We start from the raw sequence: 15313 nt of genomic DNA on the forward strand, positions 1-15313 counted from the left end.
GGTCTTTATGGGATAAGCATTTGAAAGTTAGAAACTATTGGATAGTTCTCGCTATCACTTAAAAATTACGTATCAACGGAACTGATTGTGGGGGTTATTATTTTATTATTCCGCAAAAAAACTTCCACCTCATTTTAGTGGAAGTACTATAACGAATATTGATTATAAAATAGTAACCTGATAATTGGGATTATTCTTATGCTGTAAATAGAATTTGGCCATAGGCCTAATCCCATCTTTAAAATCAGGACAGCTAATTCCTGAATCTTTTAAGTCATTTTGTGCTTGAGTGCAATCAAAACGGCCCTTCCAAGTAAAATAATCTAATGCTTCTTTTTCAACACCCAGGAATTTCCGCATAGGTTTCATCGAAAGTAACCATTTTCCTAAGTTTAATGGAATGATTCCCTTCGGTTTCTTGTTTAGTAACTCTTTCATAATCATTTCATATAGTTCTGAAGTTCTGTAAGGAGTTGGATCGGTTAAATGATAGGTCTTACCTGCACCCTGCTCAAAAAAGGAAAGATATGCCGTCGCCTGGATTATATAATCAATGGGGACAAGGTTGACAAAGCCTTCCCCTTTGCCCATTCGAGGAATTATGGGAAGAAATTTCAATCGGTCTAAGAAATTCATAATAAAGTAAGGCCCATCAAACTTAATGGTTTCTCCAGTATGGGAATGCCCCTTCACAATCCCAGGTCGAATGATGGTAATCGGGACTTCCTTTTTCAGTTTTTCTACTAATACCTCAGCCTCATATTTCGTTTCTTCGTAATAATTTTTAAATCTCGGTGGCCTAATTAGTTCTGTTTCATAAAGAGTACCCTCTCGTACTCCAACAACATACGCTGTGCTAAAGTAAGTATACCGTTGTACCTTGGGAAGATTCTTCACCCATTCATTGACATTGTTCGTCCCAGTTACGTTCACTTTGTAAGCAATATCTCGCGGAACGGCCAAATCATAAATAGCGGCTAAATGGAAAACATGTGTCACTCGCTTGGATAGCTGTTCCTGCTCATTCACATGTTGCAGGAGCCCTTTTTTTGTAATATCTCCTTCAACAATCGTGAAAGCGGATTCATTCACTCCAAGTTCTGTGATGATTTCATTCTTCACCTGATTGGCCTTTTCAAACATATTTGGAAGGACTAGAACAAATACTTCTCCTTGCAATTGATTTTTCTTCCAAACCTCACGAATCAATTGGTTGCAAATAAATCCTGGAAAACCTGTGAAAAAATAACCTTTTTCCAAATTTGTCTCCCCCTTATTTAGCTTCCATGGTTGTTTCCATTGTAAGTTCCTCAAAAATGATTCGTCTATAGGCAATTAGTCTGAATTTTCTGTATTATGTGAGAAAAGAAAGAGGCAGAGCTAAATCTGCCTCTTTCTACTCATGCTGATCCATTGGGTTATACAGTTTTACTTCTGGATTTTTTTCTTGGAACCATCTTAATGCAAAGTCATTTTCAAATAGGAATACGTATTGATCGTAACGGTCTTTTACGAGCAGGCTTCTCGAGCTTGATAGGTTTTCATCCACTTCATTATTTTCAATCCAGCGTGCTAATTTAGACCCTATGCGTTCCATTAATACTTCAGCATTATATTCATTTTTCATTCTGTGTTCAAATACTTCGAATTGAAGCTGTCCAACTGCACCCAATAAATATTCATCTGTTTTCACCGTTTTGAACAGCTGAATAGCTCCTTCTTGAACTAGTTGTTGTAGTCCCTTATAGAACGATTTTTGTTTCATGACGTTCTTAGCTGAAACTCTGACATACAGTTCAGGAGTAAATTGTGGTAATCGTTCAAATTGGAAATTATTTTTCCCCACTGTCAAGGTATCGCCTATTTGATAGGTTCCCGTATCATAAAGACCAATGATATCCCCACTGACTGCCTCTTCAACCGTGTTCCTTTCCTCAGCCATAAAAGAGGTTGACTGGGATAGCTTCAGTTGCTTATCCAAACGAGGAATCGCCACAGTCATTCCCCGTTCAAATTTTCCAGAACAAATCCGAACAAAGGCAATTCTGTCACGGTGTGCAGGGTTCATATTTGCTTGGATCTTAAAGACAAACCCGGAAAATTGATCAGAAAGTGGGTCAATTTCACCAATTGAGGAATTACGTGCCTTTGGCGGTGGTGCAAATTGTAAATAGGTTTCAAGGAATGTCTGAACTCCAAAGTTTGTTAGCGCACTTCCAAAGAAAACTGGTATCAACGCTCCGGAGGCAACTCTTTCAGCAGAAAATTCATTGCCTGCCTCATTTAACAACATAATCTCTTCAAGGGTTTGATCGTATAATCCGGAGGACTTTAGTGGATGGTCACCCTCAATTTCTCCATCATCATTTAACGGAATAAAACGGTTATCTTCATCTACCCGAAACTGTTCGACCCGATTGTAAAAGCGATCATAGATTCCCAAAAATTCTTTTCCCATCCCAATTGGCCAATTCATCGGGTAAGACTCAATACCAAGAACTTCTTCTAACTCAGCAAGCAGTTCAAGAGGCGGTTTCCCTTGACGATCTAATTTATTCATAAAAGTAAAGATCGGGATTCCACGCATCCGGCATACTTTAAATAATTTTAGGGTTTGTTCCTCGATCCCCTTTGCAGAATCGATAATCATAACTGCAGAATCTACAGCCATCAAAGTTCTATAGGTATCCTCACTGAAATCCTGGTGGCCAGGGGTATCCAAAATGTTAACCCGATATCCATTATAGTCAAATTGCATAACACTGGAGGTAACCGAGATTCCGCGCTGCTTTTCAATTTCCATCCAGTCACTCGTAGCAAATTTCCCTGTTTTCTTCGCTTTTACGGTACCTGCATCACGAATCGCGCCACCGAATAATAACAATTTCTCAGTTAATGTGGTTTTACCGGCATCCGGGTGAGAAATGATCGCAAATGTCCGGCGTGATAATACTTCTTCTTTTAAATTATTACCCATCATGTCTTCCTCTCTTTGATTAGAAAACTCGCCGACTGGCAAGCCTAAAAGGCGATGACAGAGGCGTAGTTGCACTTATGCCTGATAGGAAAGTTATTCTTTCCTATCGGCCAACGAAAAAATTTTGTCCATAAGTTCAATCTTATCTTGCAAAGGCAAACTTTGCAATATTTCAAGTGGAGGAGTTTGATAATTTTCTTTTATCAGGGAGTCATAAAGACTATAATATAGCTGAGATATATTACATATAGTAAGTGCCTAGGAGGATTTATGGACGTTATAAAAATTGACCAAGAGACCCTTAATTATTTGCAAAAAGCATTCGAAATAGTCCTTGAACAAAATAAGATTTCATATAAAAAAATTGGTATTGCGGAAGAAGGGGATCAGCTATTATTTTTGTATGAAACAAACGACGAAAAAGTTCATGTTTTTAAATGGAGCAAAGCATCCAGTGTTGGTGTTAGCATTGGGGTTCTTGCACAAAGTGTATTAATGCCAATCATTCCCCATCTCCGACTATTATCCTAAAACAGAAGTGCAGATGCACTTCTTTTTTTATACCATTCTTCCACCAGTTCCCATATCCATTTTTCTGGGAATTACCTTATAATAGTTACGTACTCTGTTAGAGGAGGATGACAATATTGAATCAAAGTAAAAAGAAAGTAGCAAAATTTATTCCGCTTGTTGCAGCGTTTATTATCATAATTTCAGGAATTATTTGGACGGTTCAGTCAACAAAAACACAAGTCTCCATTCCATTCTCTTCTGTTGAAAAAATTGTTCAAGAACAGCAAGGCAAAACCGTTTCATTAACGGAGCATTCCAATGGCAGCCTTGATATTACAGCAGGAGATGCTCATTATATTTCACATGTCCCCCCTAATAGTCAAATGGTTGATAAGCTTGTAGAAAAATATAATATTGACTATTCCTATACTACCAGCAGCCGTTATGGAATCTGGATTATGAGCGGAGTCCTTCTATTAATGGTTGGAAGTGCATTTGCCTTATATAAATCAAAAGGCGGTTCTGGGTTAACCTCCATGAAAAACAGTGTTGCCAAACCGCGTCCACTTCCGTCCATCACCCTAAAAGATGTTGGCGGTCTTGGCGAGGAAATGAAGGAAGAGATTCTACAAACTTTATCCACATTAAAAGAGCCAGAACGTGCTGATAAGCTAGGCATCAAACCTCCGAAAGGTATTTTGTTATACGGACCACCAGGAACAGGAAAAACCTTGCTTGCTCAAGCGATTGCCAATGAATTAAATGCTTCCTTCTTTTCATCAAGTGGTTCAGCATTTAATGAATTATTTGTAGGTGTCGGCGCCAGTCGTGTTCGTTCCCTCTTTCAAGCGGCCAGAAAACAAACTCCTGCGGTCATCTTTATTGATGAAGTTGATGCCCTAGCAGGAAGAAGGAAAGCACATGGTGGAGAAGAAGGAGAAAAAACGTTAACTGAATTGCTTGTTCAACTTGATGGTGGCAATAAGAACGATGGTATATTATTTATTGCAGCTACGAATAGAAAAGACATGTTGGATGAAGCGTTTCTTCGTCCGGGAAGAATCGATTTTACGTTCCAAGTTCCACTTCCTGATACAAAAGGTCGGAAAGAAATCATTGATATTCACACTAAAGGTAAGTCATTAGCGCCAGAGGTCCTTACTTCATTAGATGAGTTGGCCGAAAGCACTTCCGGTTTTTCAGGTGCAGAGTTACATTCTTTATTTGAAACAGCAAGTCGCCGTGCCGTCCAAAACAGGCATGAAATGATTCAAAAACAAGACCTTGACTATGCGCTTGATCGAACCATTTTAGGCAGTACCTCACGTTCTTTAAAAGATCAAGAGACAAAACGTCGTGTTGCCATCCATGAAGCGGGACATGCCATTATTGCCTCCTTAACTAAGCCGGGCTCGGTAAGAAAAGCCACGATCATACCAAGGGGAGAAGCGTTAGGCTATGTAGCACCAATACCTAAAGAACTGCATTTATCAACCACCAGCGACCTGCTTGACCGTGTCGCGATGGTATTAGCCGGCGGGGTAGCAGAAAGAATGATCCTAGGTGAGCATAGTATTGGTGTTAGCGGCGATGTCCAACAAGCTAAACAAATCATCGAGCAAATGGTGGATATTGGAATGCTTGAGGATGGTTTTTCGTTAACGTTTAATAAACAGGATAAAGAAGCAAAAATGCAGGATTTATTTACAATAGGTCTCAAAAAAGCAGAGGACTTAATTCAAAACCATCAATTACAGTATCAACAATTAGTGGATGCTTTATTAAAAAATGAAACCTTAGAGGGCATTGAAGTAGAAGAAATTGTTTGGGGGCAAGCACCAAGCAATCAAGCCGTTTAATATGTCCATATATCAAAACCAGATGTCAAGAAGGCATCTGGTTTTCTTCACCTTTTGTTTCATGATTTCCTCCTAATTGCAGAAACTAAAGTGAGAAGTGCTCAAAAAGGAGAGTGGTCAATTTGTTTAATCTAGAAAAAGACAAAAAAAAATACTTGAATCAGGCTAAAAGTTTCCTTGGGAATCAGCAAAAAACGGAAAGCCTACTCGAGAAAGCGATCATAAAGGGACAAACCCAAAAAGGAATTTTAGGAGGAACCTGGGATAAGCTGCAATTGCTTATAGAATTAGTAAGCTCCTATTCTAAGGGTGAATATAAAAATTTCTCGAAGAGTACGATGCTCATTTTGATTGGAGCCATTATTTATTTTGTATCTCCTATAGATGCTATTCCCGATTTTATTCTTGGATTAGGTATTCTTGATGATTCTGCCGTCATTGGTTTTACGTTAAAGAGACTCTCCACTGAACTGGATAAATATGAAAAATGGAAAATTTCCAACAACTTATAAAACCCGCTTGAATCTCAAGCGGGTTTCATTCTGCCTTTTATTGCTGTTCAATTAATAGTAGCAAGCTGCTCCTACAATAATCAGAAGAATAAATAATACAACGATTAAAGTGAAGCCACCGCCATAGCCAAAACCGCCGCCATAGCCGCAGCCACCAAAGCCGTAGCCTCCGAATCCACCATATCCAAACATATGCTTACCTCCTTATTTATTAATAAAATCCTCCAACCCAAGAAGCTCCAACGATGATTAACAAAATAAACAGAACAACTATTAGAGCAAAGCCTGCACCATAGCCACCTGCAGCACCAGTCATTATTACTACCTCCTTTTGTAATTTCTATATATCCTATTCACCTAGATACAAATGTGCAATAGACACTTATCCCTATTGCCTAATTTTCCAAAAAAGGGATTAGCCCATCTTTTGAACAAAAATAAGCGGTTGGTAACTGAATCTCCAACCGCAGACGAGTATTGCTATATCATTTTGAAATTAAACTTTTTGTCCTAATGCCTGATCTTCGTAATTGTACTTTAATATCAACTTGTACAATCGCATGTTGAAATACTTGATCCCACTTGTTTTTTACTTTTTTGAAATTCTGATAATCCTGCCTATATAACGCCTCTCCAAAACCAAAAATGTCCAATTTGTATTTATTCTGCATCTTATTTATGGTTGACTCAAGATTTTGCTTTAGTTGTTGTTCTGATATTTTTTCAAATTTATCATAGGTATCGAGACTGGTCAGATCATCTTCACATTGCATACCATCCAAATATGCTTCTGTTCTAATCTTTAAATTAATGACCGGAATTCCCTTGATTAATTTGGCACTTGTTCTAGTTTTCGAATTATAAATGCGGATACCAAAATATTTATTTTTACCACAAGGTACAGACACTACTGTTTTCTTTAACTTATCGACAATAATAAGATAATTACGGGCACTACTGAGAGGAAGAAAGCCTTTAAGCCTATCCTTTTTAAAAATAGCCAACGAATCCAGGACAACTAATGCTTTTGGGGTTACATCATTCATGTTATTAACATTGCCGCCTTTCTCAGGATCCCCTTTAATTGTCAACGCCGCCATGACCGGTTGTTTTCCTGGTGAAGTCCAAGACATTATCACATCATTTAATCGTACATCCGGATCTCCGCCCCAATTTTCAACCATAGATTGTAATTGAGTATGCAACTTTAGTGAAGAGGATTTTTGAAACTGATAGGTTGTTTTAAGAACATCAACAGCCTTCACATCCCGTGAAATAAGAATATTGAAATCATCCCTGATTTCCCTATTTCTCTCCATAAAATCGAGAAAAGATGAGATTCCTTCCTTCGCTACTTCTTCACTAATAACCAGTGTTCTCATATGCGAATAAATCAGATTCCTCGAGATCCCAATATTCATTTTTTGGGTAAGTTCAGCTGCTGTATTTCCTTCTAATGTGAAAACGATTGATGGAGCATAGCCATAGGCTGTTTTCCTGTTTAACTCCTGCGCATTTAAACCTTCCACTGACAGAGTAAATTTTCCATCATCACTCTTATCAATGGCGATTCCCATAACTACGGTAATGTCAGATAATTCCCGTTTATCCCAGCAGCCACTTAAAAAAACTAGCATAAACAATAAACCAATCAATATTCGAAGTTTCATTCTAGTCGCCCCCATTTGTAGAAGGCGGAGACGGATCTGAATCTGAATAGACTTTCACTTGTGACTCAGTGCGTAAAAAACTGGGTCTTTTTCTTAAGTTCCAAAGCGGAAACCTGAATAGGACATCTTTTTGGTCTTCGATAATAAAAGGTGCTACAGGGGCTAGATATGGAATACCGAAAGACCGCAAAGAACTTAAATGCGCGACCAAAGCGACCAAACAAATTAAAACTCCATATAATCCCAAAACGGAAGCCATGATAATCAATATAAATCGAATCAGCCTTGAAGCTGCTGCAAAACTGTATGTAGGAGATACGAAGTTGGCAATGGCCGTAATGGCCACAATGATAATCATTATGTTTGAAATGATTCCAGCTTCTGCAGCAGCTTGTCCAATGACAAGAGCCCCAACAATGGATACCATCTGACCAACTGTCCGAGGCATCCTTACACCAGCCTCCCTTAATATTTCAAAGGTGATTTCCATCAATAATACTTCTACTACGGCAGGGAAAGGCACTCCTTCCCTTTGAGAAATAACGCCCAGCAACAATGAAGTTGGCAGCAATTCTTGGTGAAAAGTCAGGATTCCCACGTAAATAGATGGGGTAATTAAAGCAATCATAAAAGCGATGTACCGGATCATTCTAATGAAGGTTCCTATGTGGAAGGGCTGGTAATAGTCCTCCGATATTTCGAAAAAATTAACAAATACTGCCGGAACTATAAGGGCAAATGGAGTACCATCTGTTAAAATGACTATTTTTCCTTCCATTAGGTTTCCTGCAACCGTGTCGGGTCGTTCTGTATTCAGTGCCAAAGGAAAAAAAGTGAAAGTTTTATCAGTAATTAACTCCTCTATATTTCCCGATTCAAAAATGGCACTAACCTTAATCTTATTCAGTCGATTTCGAACTTCCTGAAGAATGGATTCATTGACAATCCCTTTCATAAAGCCTATATAAACTAGAGTATTGGTATCCTTCCCCAAGGTGAATTGCTCAAAATGCAAATTAGGATTGCGAATTCTGCGGCGAATTAAACAGACATTTGTATAGACCGATTCAATAAACCCCTCTTTTGGACCTCTAACGACCGTTTGTGTGCTGGGTTCGACAACTGCTCGTTTTTCGCTATTCTCCATTCCCACTGACAGGCTTTGTGAGACCCCATCCAATGTCATAACAATACACCCATTTAATAGGGAGGAAAGGATCTCATCTTTAGAAGAAACCAGCTTTACTCCTGCACCGCCAAAAATCTCTTTTCCTACTACCAGTAAATCATTTACCGTTTCAAGCCTTCCCTCTTTTTCAAAATCAGGTGATGAAAAATTAGGTGTAAGTTCCATTAGCAGTTTTGTATCAATCATCGTTTCTAGGTAAATGAGTAGACCATTTTTATTCCCTATCTCCAAATCGACGAACTGAAGGTCTGCAGATTTGCCGAATGCCTGTTCAATCCCTATTTTTAAACTTTGTAAAGAAGAAAAATTTTGTTTAGATTGACTCGAAGTGACAGTCGTAAGGCAATCCTTTATATCATTTACGATTAATTTCTTCTTTTTCAGCCTTCGTATTGATTTTGGCAGTGTCATATAAACACCTCATTTCACTTGCTTACTCTTTCGTTGTTTCCAGATAAGCATTAGAAAAATGAATACCGGAATGCAAAATTGAAAAGGCAAATGTAAAAAAAGTGGAACCATTTTTAAACCTTCCTGGATATGGTCAGCAAAATCAACTGAAACCATGACTGAAAAAAGGGCAATTAGCATGGAAACTGGAAATGCGAAGTAGCGAAATGGTAATTTAAAGATATATTCCAACCCTTTTAAACCCCCATAAAAAAATAAGCTCCCTTTCACAAAAATACCCAGCATCATAATAAAGACGGCAAGAGCATCAATTCTTTCGATGAAATTTCCAACTGATACATTTCTGGCAGTGCTTAACAACGGGAAGTTAGAGCGTACCATTGTATCCATACCAATGGTCATGAGCATAAGTAAAGTAGCAACCAGTAGTAGAAAAGTAGCCACAGCAACACCGATCAAAGCAACCCGCAACCTGTACTTCTTATTGGTTACATTAGACCAAAATACTGTAAAAACAATCATTTCTCCATAAGGAAAAAAAATTAATAATTTGAATGAAGTTTTTAATGCTGGCTTCCAACCTTCACCAAGGATCGGCTGTATTTGGTGAAAATGTACATTACCGCTGACAAATAAAAAAATAGTCAGTAAGATAAAAAAAAGTAACACATAAGGGGTGAATATTTCTGAAGTCCTTGCCAACACCTCAATTCCTAAATATATAACATACGCCATCAATAGGCTGAATGTTAAAGAAATGATTTCTATCGGAGTATTGGGCATAATGGCGGAAGCTATTAATTCTCCAAAATCCCTGACTACCACACTGGAAATATACAGAAAATAGATAACGTAAAGAAACGACAGTAGGATGGTAGCTTTTCTACCTATGCAATACTCAAATAATTGAAATAAATTTTCCGTATCCAACCGACTCATTAAAAAATGATAAAAATAGAGAACACCAAACCCAAGACATCCTCCCAAAAAAATCGCAATCCAAGCATCATTTTTAGCTTCGGTTCCTACACCTACGACAACGGCACTTCCTAGCAGAAAATTAATTAAAAGAGTGAGGAGCTGGCTTAGGGATATATTTTCCTTTTGCATATTTACTCCTTGTTCCCTTGCATATCTTTACTTCTTCTTTTATTAAGAAATAGGCGAATATCTATGATAAAACCACCAATCAGCCCAAAAACGGCTCCAACAAAGACAATATAACGGCCTGCCGAAATTTCTGAAATGAGGATGTTCCGTAAAGATTCTATAATTGATAAATGAAAAAGGTGTGCATCAAATAAGGCTAGAAGTAAAAATAATAAAATGCTGATTAACAAGAAAGCCATTGTGATCATTTTTTCCACCCCAATACAGTTAAACCTTATTTTGCCAAAACAAATCCGTTCTTATCCCCTAAAAAAAAACGCCACTCAAAACACTTTCTGACGTTTTGAGTGGCGTTTTATGCTTTAAACAAGTTAGCATCATCATTCATAAATATCCGTTATATTTTTTTAATCAATAATACCAAGACGAATGGCTTTGACGGCCACTTCTGTTCTATTTTGAGCATTCAATCGTTTCATTATATTGGAGATATAATCCCGAACTGTATATTCACTTAGATAAAGTCTAGAAGCTGCTTCTTGGGTGGAAGCTCCATCTGCCAAAAGCTTAATGATTTCAATCTCCCTTGGAGTTAAGGAAATCGGACTTACGGCAGCAGTTACCGGTTTATCCACATCAGCTTTAATAAATTTTAAAAGTAGTTCCCCCGAACTTTGCCCAAATTTCATTAAAGCTGGAAAAAGACTAGTGTCCACTGTAAAGAACTTGTCTGGTCCTTGATCTAATACCACTCCTCCAATAATTTTACCTTCCTCAGGCACATAAATGGGAACAATCATTAAAGAAGAGAGTTGGAATTTCTGAACATATTTCTCTGGAAGTTCCCTATCTGCATAGGGAATATAGATAGGCTGAAAATTTTTCATTTCATGCCCCTGTGACTTCAATTTTACAATACTCTCATTTAAAATAGGAATATTTGTAATTTTTTCAGCAATTGCTTGTATGTCTTCTGTATTCATATGATGCCCGTAAAGCCCTATACCCACACTTTCCTTATTGGCAAATTTAAATAAGGCGCATCGTTTAAATGGCAGAAAATATCCAAATCCAAAACAGATATTTTCAACTGATTCCTCTAAAGTTTGAGAGCGCAAGATCCATTCATTAAATAGAATAACTGAATCCTTCCAAACACTATAACGGTCCTTAGTTGAGTCAAAAAGCATTACTTCATTAATCTTTGAAAATAGATAATGAATCGAAGGATGCAATTTAGAAGAGTATGCTACTCGCTCTTTTAGAACTTTGTGCGCAGAATTTTCTATTAAATTTAGATGAAATATTAATGAATCGGGTTCAGGATCACGGTTAAAATGGCTATGCCAGGCTGCCCGTATTTCATTTAACATGTGATAAATATCTGCTTTTCCGCCTCGAACAGAAATTAAAAATGTAACCAGAAACTCACTTATAAATTCATAAACGGAAACGGATTTCTTTTTTGTATTTTTTAGAGAATCGAGTGTATTCCCCCATTCTTGTAAAAGTTCATCTTGATAGTTACTTAACAATTTAACCGCATCATTCAACAGGCTATCCAAATGATCACTTAATGTTTTAGACAAAAACACTCACTCCCCGCTCAAAACATCTAAGTTGTGTAAATGCTTACATTTTTCAATAGGTATTTTTATATATTTATTTCTTTTAAATAAGCTAAAATTCCTGCCTCTTTTTATACAATTAATAGATTTTGATGAAACGTGTTGAAAATTAGGGAAATATTGGATTAACTTCCTACAAATGTAGGGATTAAAGATTTTACTGATTTATCATAAAATTGTGACGAATAGTGATGCATTTCATTTCAATTTGATGCATTGACAAAAAAAAGGGAGGAATTTGAATGACAGCAGAATCCATCATCATTGGAGGTCAGACAGTCAAAAAGAAATTATTATTTGCATTATTAGGGGGATTTGTGTTTTTAGGGACACTGCTCGGTATTTTTGGTATTACCGGTGTAGCAGTGGCAGCACCACTTAGTGGATTTGGTGAATTTACCGTTAAGTTTGACAAGATGGTTGGTGACGGCTTCCAACTTTATGGTGGACTTGCTGATGGGGCGGAAACGAAAAATAACCCTGTTGCTGTAAACGTTATCAAGCATGCAAAAATTGATGGATTAGAAATTTCAAAAGAAATTAAAGCTCTCGGGATTAGAGTAGTCATATCTTCTGATAGTACAGTTAATATTGATGGTCTTATTCAAAAAGCCACTTTAATCAATGGTAACGCTTCATTCTCAAATATGGAAATGAAAGAAAACTATGTTGCTGATATCAAAGATCCATTTGAAAAAGTTGCTAAAGAATTCACTCAAGGTGCTGACACGATTACTATTGAAAACGGAGACCTTAAGACTTTATATTTATTCCAACAAAAGGTAAGTTTACCTGGCATGAAAGTATACTTTGAAAAAATTAAATAAAAAAGCATCATAGATTAATTGATAAGGATGATCAAAATGAACCCTTCTTCTACAAAACGTGAAAGGTTCAAGAATTGGAGAGCAAGGCGCCCTTTTTGGGGGGCGACCTTGTGTATCCTTTCTGGACTTATTATTTTATATGTACCTGTACAACTCTATGAAGTTTCAGCTGTCCCTGGGAATATGCTTGTTGTTGGCTTTTTCTTGGGAGGTCTGACATTGTTATTGGGTGTGCTGGCTTATCTTATGCCAAAGCTTTCAACCCTGTTAGGTGTACTTGCTATATTCTCGGCTGTATTATCAGTTTTTGGTGCACTCGGAGGATTTTTAATCGGCACGATCTTAGGAATTATTGGCGGTTCAATAGCCATTGCCTGGAAACCGACATATGCCCCTCATTCAATAGAACCAGACCAAACTGTACAAAAAGAAATTGCTTCCGGAAAAGAACTCCTATCTGAAAAATAAAAACATTTGCATCACTGGAACTAGCATCAGCTGTGTTCCGTAATTTACTAGTAAACAGAAAAATGGTGGTCACATTGAGACGTATTCATATTACTTACAAACTATTAATTATATTATTTCTAACTGTTAGCACTTTATTTATGGTTACCAAAGATAGTAATGCAGAAACTCCCCAATTGATTGGGTTTATAATTGACGCTGAACAAATGGAAGGTAGTATTACCGGACTTGCCATGACGACTGGAGAAACTCCTTATGCAAAGGATGTTCCTATGCTCGAAATGAAGTTTGATTCAGCTGCCGTTTTAGGGCTAACTATTAAAAAACTTGTACAATCTCCGAAAGGACTGATCACAACCAACATTACTTCAAAGGACACTGTTCTATTTAAAAACTTAACCCTTAAGGTAACAAATGCGCAATTCGAACAATACTATTTACCTGAAAAAGGAAATATCGGCCTAAAAAAGGTTAAATTGTTAGCTCATGATGTGTCAGCAGTTGATTCAAATTTACCACTGTTTCATATGGACTTTCAATCAGGCGGGGAAATTGAATTACAGCCTAAAAGCGAACAAGAGCTCATCCAATTGAAAGATTCTTTAGAACAGTTATTATCCTCTATACAAAAAAGCGATGCTGAATGATAGCATCGCTTAAACTTAGTCTTACTCTATGTAAATGATGGCCATTTAATCATTGATGATCCTCATAACCCTGCCATTAAATTTCTCTGCATAGTATCCTTTTGTAAGGTCAGCAATCGCTATTCCTGTTTTGCTCTGGGAACCGATGAATAGCCCACCACCAAGGTATATACCGACATGCCCGTCTATTTTATAGGTATCGAAGAACACGATGTCCCCTGGCCTGGCTTCACTAAAAGGTACTCTTGTACCAGTATTTTTTAAGATCTCCGTATAAGCCCCTACCTTTACCCCTGCCTGCTCAAATGCCCAAGCAACAAATCCGGAACAATCAAATCTGCCATTAGCGACATCGTAAGCATTTCTGCCACCGCCAAACACATACACAGAATTTCCAATGTATTTCTCACCTGCATGTATCACTATATTGATTGCTTTATTGGAGGACTCAGGAATTAAGTATGCACTAGTTGCCATGCTGGTTATATTTCCTGTCCCTTGATATTCACCTTGCTGCTGGAGGATAGCTTTTTCTGTGAGCTTTTGTTGTTCCTTTTTTTGCAATTCTATCTTAAGGGTATCAATTTCATCCTTTTGTTCTAGTATTTGCGTCTGCATACCCTCGAGCTCTGTTTTTATCACTTTCAATTCAGAAAGCTTCAATGCAACTTCAGATTGTTTTTGTTGCACCGCTGTTCTATCTGCCTCGTGCTGTTTAACCAGATCCTGATCTGCTTGAACCATTGTTGCTACAGCGCCGAGTCTTCCTACAAAATCACTAAAGTTTTCCGACCCAAGCAGAACATCAAAATAACTTTCCTTACCACCGCTTGCTTGGAGAGACTGAGCTCGTCTCTTGATAATTTCATTACGCTTTTCGATTTTTCCATTTATGTTAGTAACTTCTTGATGTAGCAAGGCAATACTAGCCTCAGTTTCTTTCACTTTCGTTTCTGTTTCCATGATTTTATTGTTATTATCAATAATTGCTTGTTCTAACCTCTTGATTTGTTCAGCTAATCTAATCATTTCATCCTGAACTTGGAGAATTTCTGCATTTTTTTGAGATATTTCCTTACTGATATCTGACTGCTGATCCTGATTGTTCTTACTATTTTCAGCTTCTGCCTTACCAATTGGACTTGCCAAAATGGTGCCAATTCCCAATAGAGTTGTCGCGCCAAGAGTGAGTAATTGTTTTTTCAACCTGTACCCCCTGCCTTTATGGTTTAACATGAAATGACGAATAAACCAAAACTTTCCAATTTATCATATTAAAAGTATATCATTTTTTTTTGTTAGATTGGTAGTATCCATGTTACATTTATGTGTTACATATTTATATGCAGATCTATTATTTACCCGATGAAAGACAGTTTTCTACTTGCTCGACTGTATTTTGTCTTTCATACCCTTGATGAAAGACAGTTTTCTACTTAGTCAACCGGTTTTTGTCTTTCATACCAGTGTGAAGGACAGTTTTCTTCTTGCTCAACTGGGTT

Annotated in this window: 16 protein-coding genes; 6 read left to right on the plus strand and 10 right to left on the minus strand. The window is 37.4% G+C overall.

Translation table 11 applies throughout. The annotated features are described in order from the left end of the window. Nucleotides 1–162 precede the first annotated feature (162 nt). Together V7083_RS04930 and V7083_RS04935 are read right to left on the minus strand one after the other, a co-directional pair. On the minus strand, nt 163–1260 hold the full coding sequence (locus V7083_RS04930) for an SDR family oxidoreductase (RefSeq protein WP_335475982.1): 1098 nt from the start codon (nt 1258–1260) through the stop codon (nt 163–165). Nucleotides 1261–1396: 136 nt separating this feature from the next. Continuing rightward, nucleotides 1397–2977 carry a peptide chain release factor 3 gene (locus V7083_RS04935; RefSeq protein ID WP_335475984.1) on the minus strand — a complete coding sequence of 527 codons (1581 nt, stop codon included), beginning with the start codon at nt 2975–2977 and terminating at the stop codon, nt 1397–1399. Between the two features lie 270 nt (nt 2978–3247). Between V7083_RS04935 and V7083_RS04940 the strand changes: the two genes are divergently transcribed. The 3 genes from V7083_RS04940 to V7083_RS04950 all read left to right on the plus strand — a co-directional run bounded on the left by V7083_RS04940 (nt 3248) and on the right by V7083_RS04950 (nt 5861). After that, entirely contained in the window at nt 3248–3508 is a 261-nt protein-coding gene (locus V7083_RS04940) for a hypothetical protein (protein WP_335475986.1), read from the plus strand. Nucleotides 3509–3615: 107 nt separating this feature from the next. Further along, on the plus strand, nt 3616–5349 hold the full coding sequence (locus V7083_RS04945) for an AAA family ATPase (protein ID WP_438823695.1): 1734 nt from the start codon (nt 3616–3618) through the stop codon (nt 5347–5349). Between the two features lie 122 nt (nt 5350–5471). Further along, complete coding sequence (locus V7083_RS04950; protein ID WP_335475990.1) at nt 5472–5861, plus strand: YkvA family protein; 390 nt, start codon at nt 5472–5474, stop codon at nt 5859–5861. Between the two features lie 51 nt (nt 5862–5912). On the opposite strand, the gene V7083_RS04955 is transcribed toward V7083_RS04950, so the two are convergent. From V7083_RS04955 to V7083_RS04985, 7 genes are all read right to left on the minus strand, one after another. Next, complete coding sequence (locus V7083_RS04955) at nt 5913–6053, minus strand: YjcZ family sporulation protein (RefSeq protein WP_335475992.1); 141 nt, start codon at nt 6051–6053, stop codon at nt 5913–5915. Between the two features lie 19 nt (nt 6054–6072). Then, nucleotides 6073–6177: a YjcZ family sporulation protein gene (locus V7083_RS04960; protein ID WP_335475994.1), complete on the minus strand. Its 105-nt coding sequence runs from the start codon at nt 6175–6177 to the stop codon at nt 6073–6075. Nucleotides 6178–6346: 169 nt separating this feature from the next. After that, nucleotides 6347–7531, minus strand: coding sequence for a Ger(x)C family spore germination protein (locus V7083_RS04965; RefSeq protein WP_335475996.1), 1185 nt, complete (start codon nt 7529–7531; stop codon nt 6347–6349). Between the two features lies 1 nt (nt 7532). Next, nucleotides 7533–9131 (minus strand): spore germination protein, encoded by a 1599-nt coding sequence (locus tag V7083_RS04970; RefSeq protein ID WP_335475997.1) that lies wholly within the window; start codon nt 9129–9131, stop codon nt 7533–7535. A gap of 9 nt (nt 9132–9140) precedes the next feature. Beyond that, nucleotides 9141–10241, minus strand: a complete 1101-nt coding sequence (locus V7083_RS04975; protein WP_335475999.1) for a GerAB/ArcD/ProY family transporter — start codon at nt 10239–10241, stop codon at nt 9141–9143. A 2-nt stretch (nt 10242–10243) separates the two neighbouring features. Beyond that, on the minus strand, nt 10244–10489 hold the full coding sequence (locus tag V7083_RS04980; protein ID WP_335476003.1) for a hypothetical protein: 246 nt from the start codon (nt 10487–10489) through the stop codon (nt 10244–10246). A gap of 159 nt (nt 10490–10648) precedes the next feature. Next, nucleotides 10649–11836 (minus strand): helix-turn-helix domain-containing protein, encoded by a 1188-nt coding sequence (locus V7083_RS04985; RefSeq protein WP_335476005.1) that lies wholly within the window; start codon nt 11834–11836, stop codon nt 10649–10651. 275 nt (nt 11837–12111) lie between these two features. On the opposite strand from V7083_RS04985, the gene V7083_RS04990 reads away from it, so the two are divergent. The 3 genes from V7083_RS04990 (at nt 12112) to V7083_RS05000 (ending at nt 13811) form a co-directional block, all read left to right on the plus strand. Next, nucleotides 12112–12696: a DUF6230 family protein gene (locus tag V7083_RS04990; RefSeq protein ID WP_335476007.1), complete on the plus strand. Its 585-nt coding sequence runs from the start codon at nt 12112–12114 to the stop codon at nt 12694–12696. A 108-nt stretch (nt 12697–12804) separates the two neighbouring features. Beyond that, a complete protein-coding gene (locus V7083_RS04995; protein WP_435554090.1) occupies nt 12805–13164 on the plus strand; it encodes a DUF6114 domain-containing protein in 360 nt (119 codons plus the stop codon). A 74-nt stretch (nt 13165–13238) separates the two neighbouring features. Continuing rightward, nucleotides 13239–13811 (plus strand): hypothetical protein, encoded by a 573-nt coding sequence (locus V7083_RS05000; protein WP_335476012.1) that lies wholly within the window; start codon nt 13239–13241, stop codon nt 13809–13811. A gap of 45 nt (nt 13812–13856) precedes the next feature. Here V7083_RS05000 and V7083_RS05005 read toward each other — a convergent pair whose 3' ends face one another. Continuing rightward, nucleotides 13857–15017, minus strand: a complete 1161-nt coding sequence (locus V7083_RS05005) for a C40 family peptidase (protein WP_335476014.1) — start codon at nt 15015–15017, stop codon at nt 13857–13859. Nucleotides 15018–15313: the final 296 nt, after the last annotated feature.

The organism is Bacillus sp. JJ1764 (genome assembly GCF_036962145.1).
GTDB lineage: Bacteria > Bacillota > Bacilli > Bacillales > Cytobacillaceae > Neobacillus.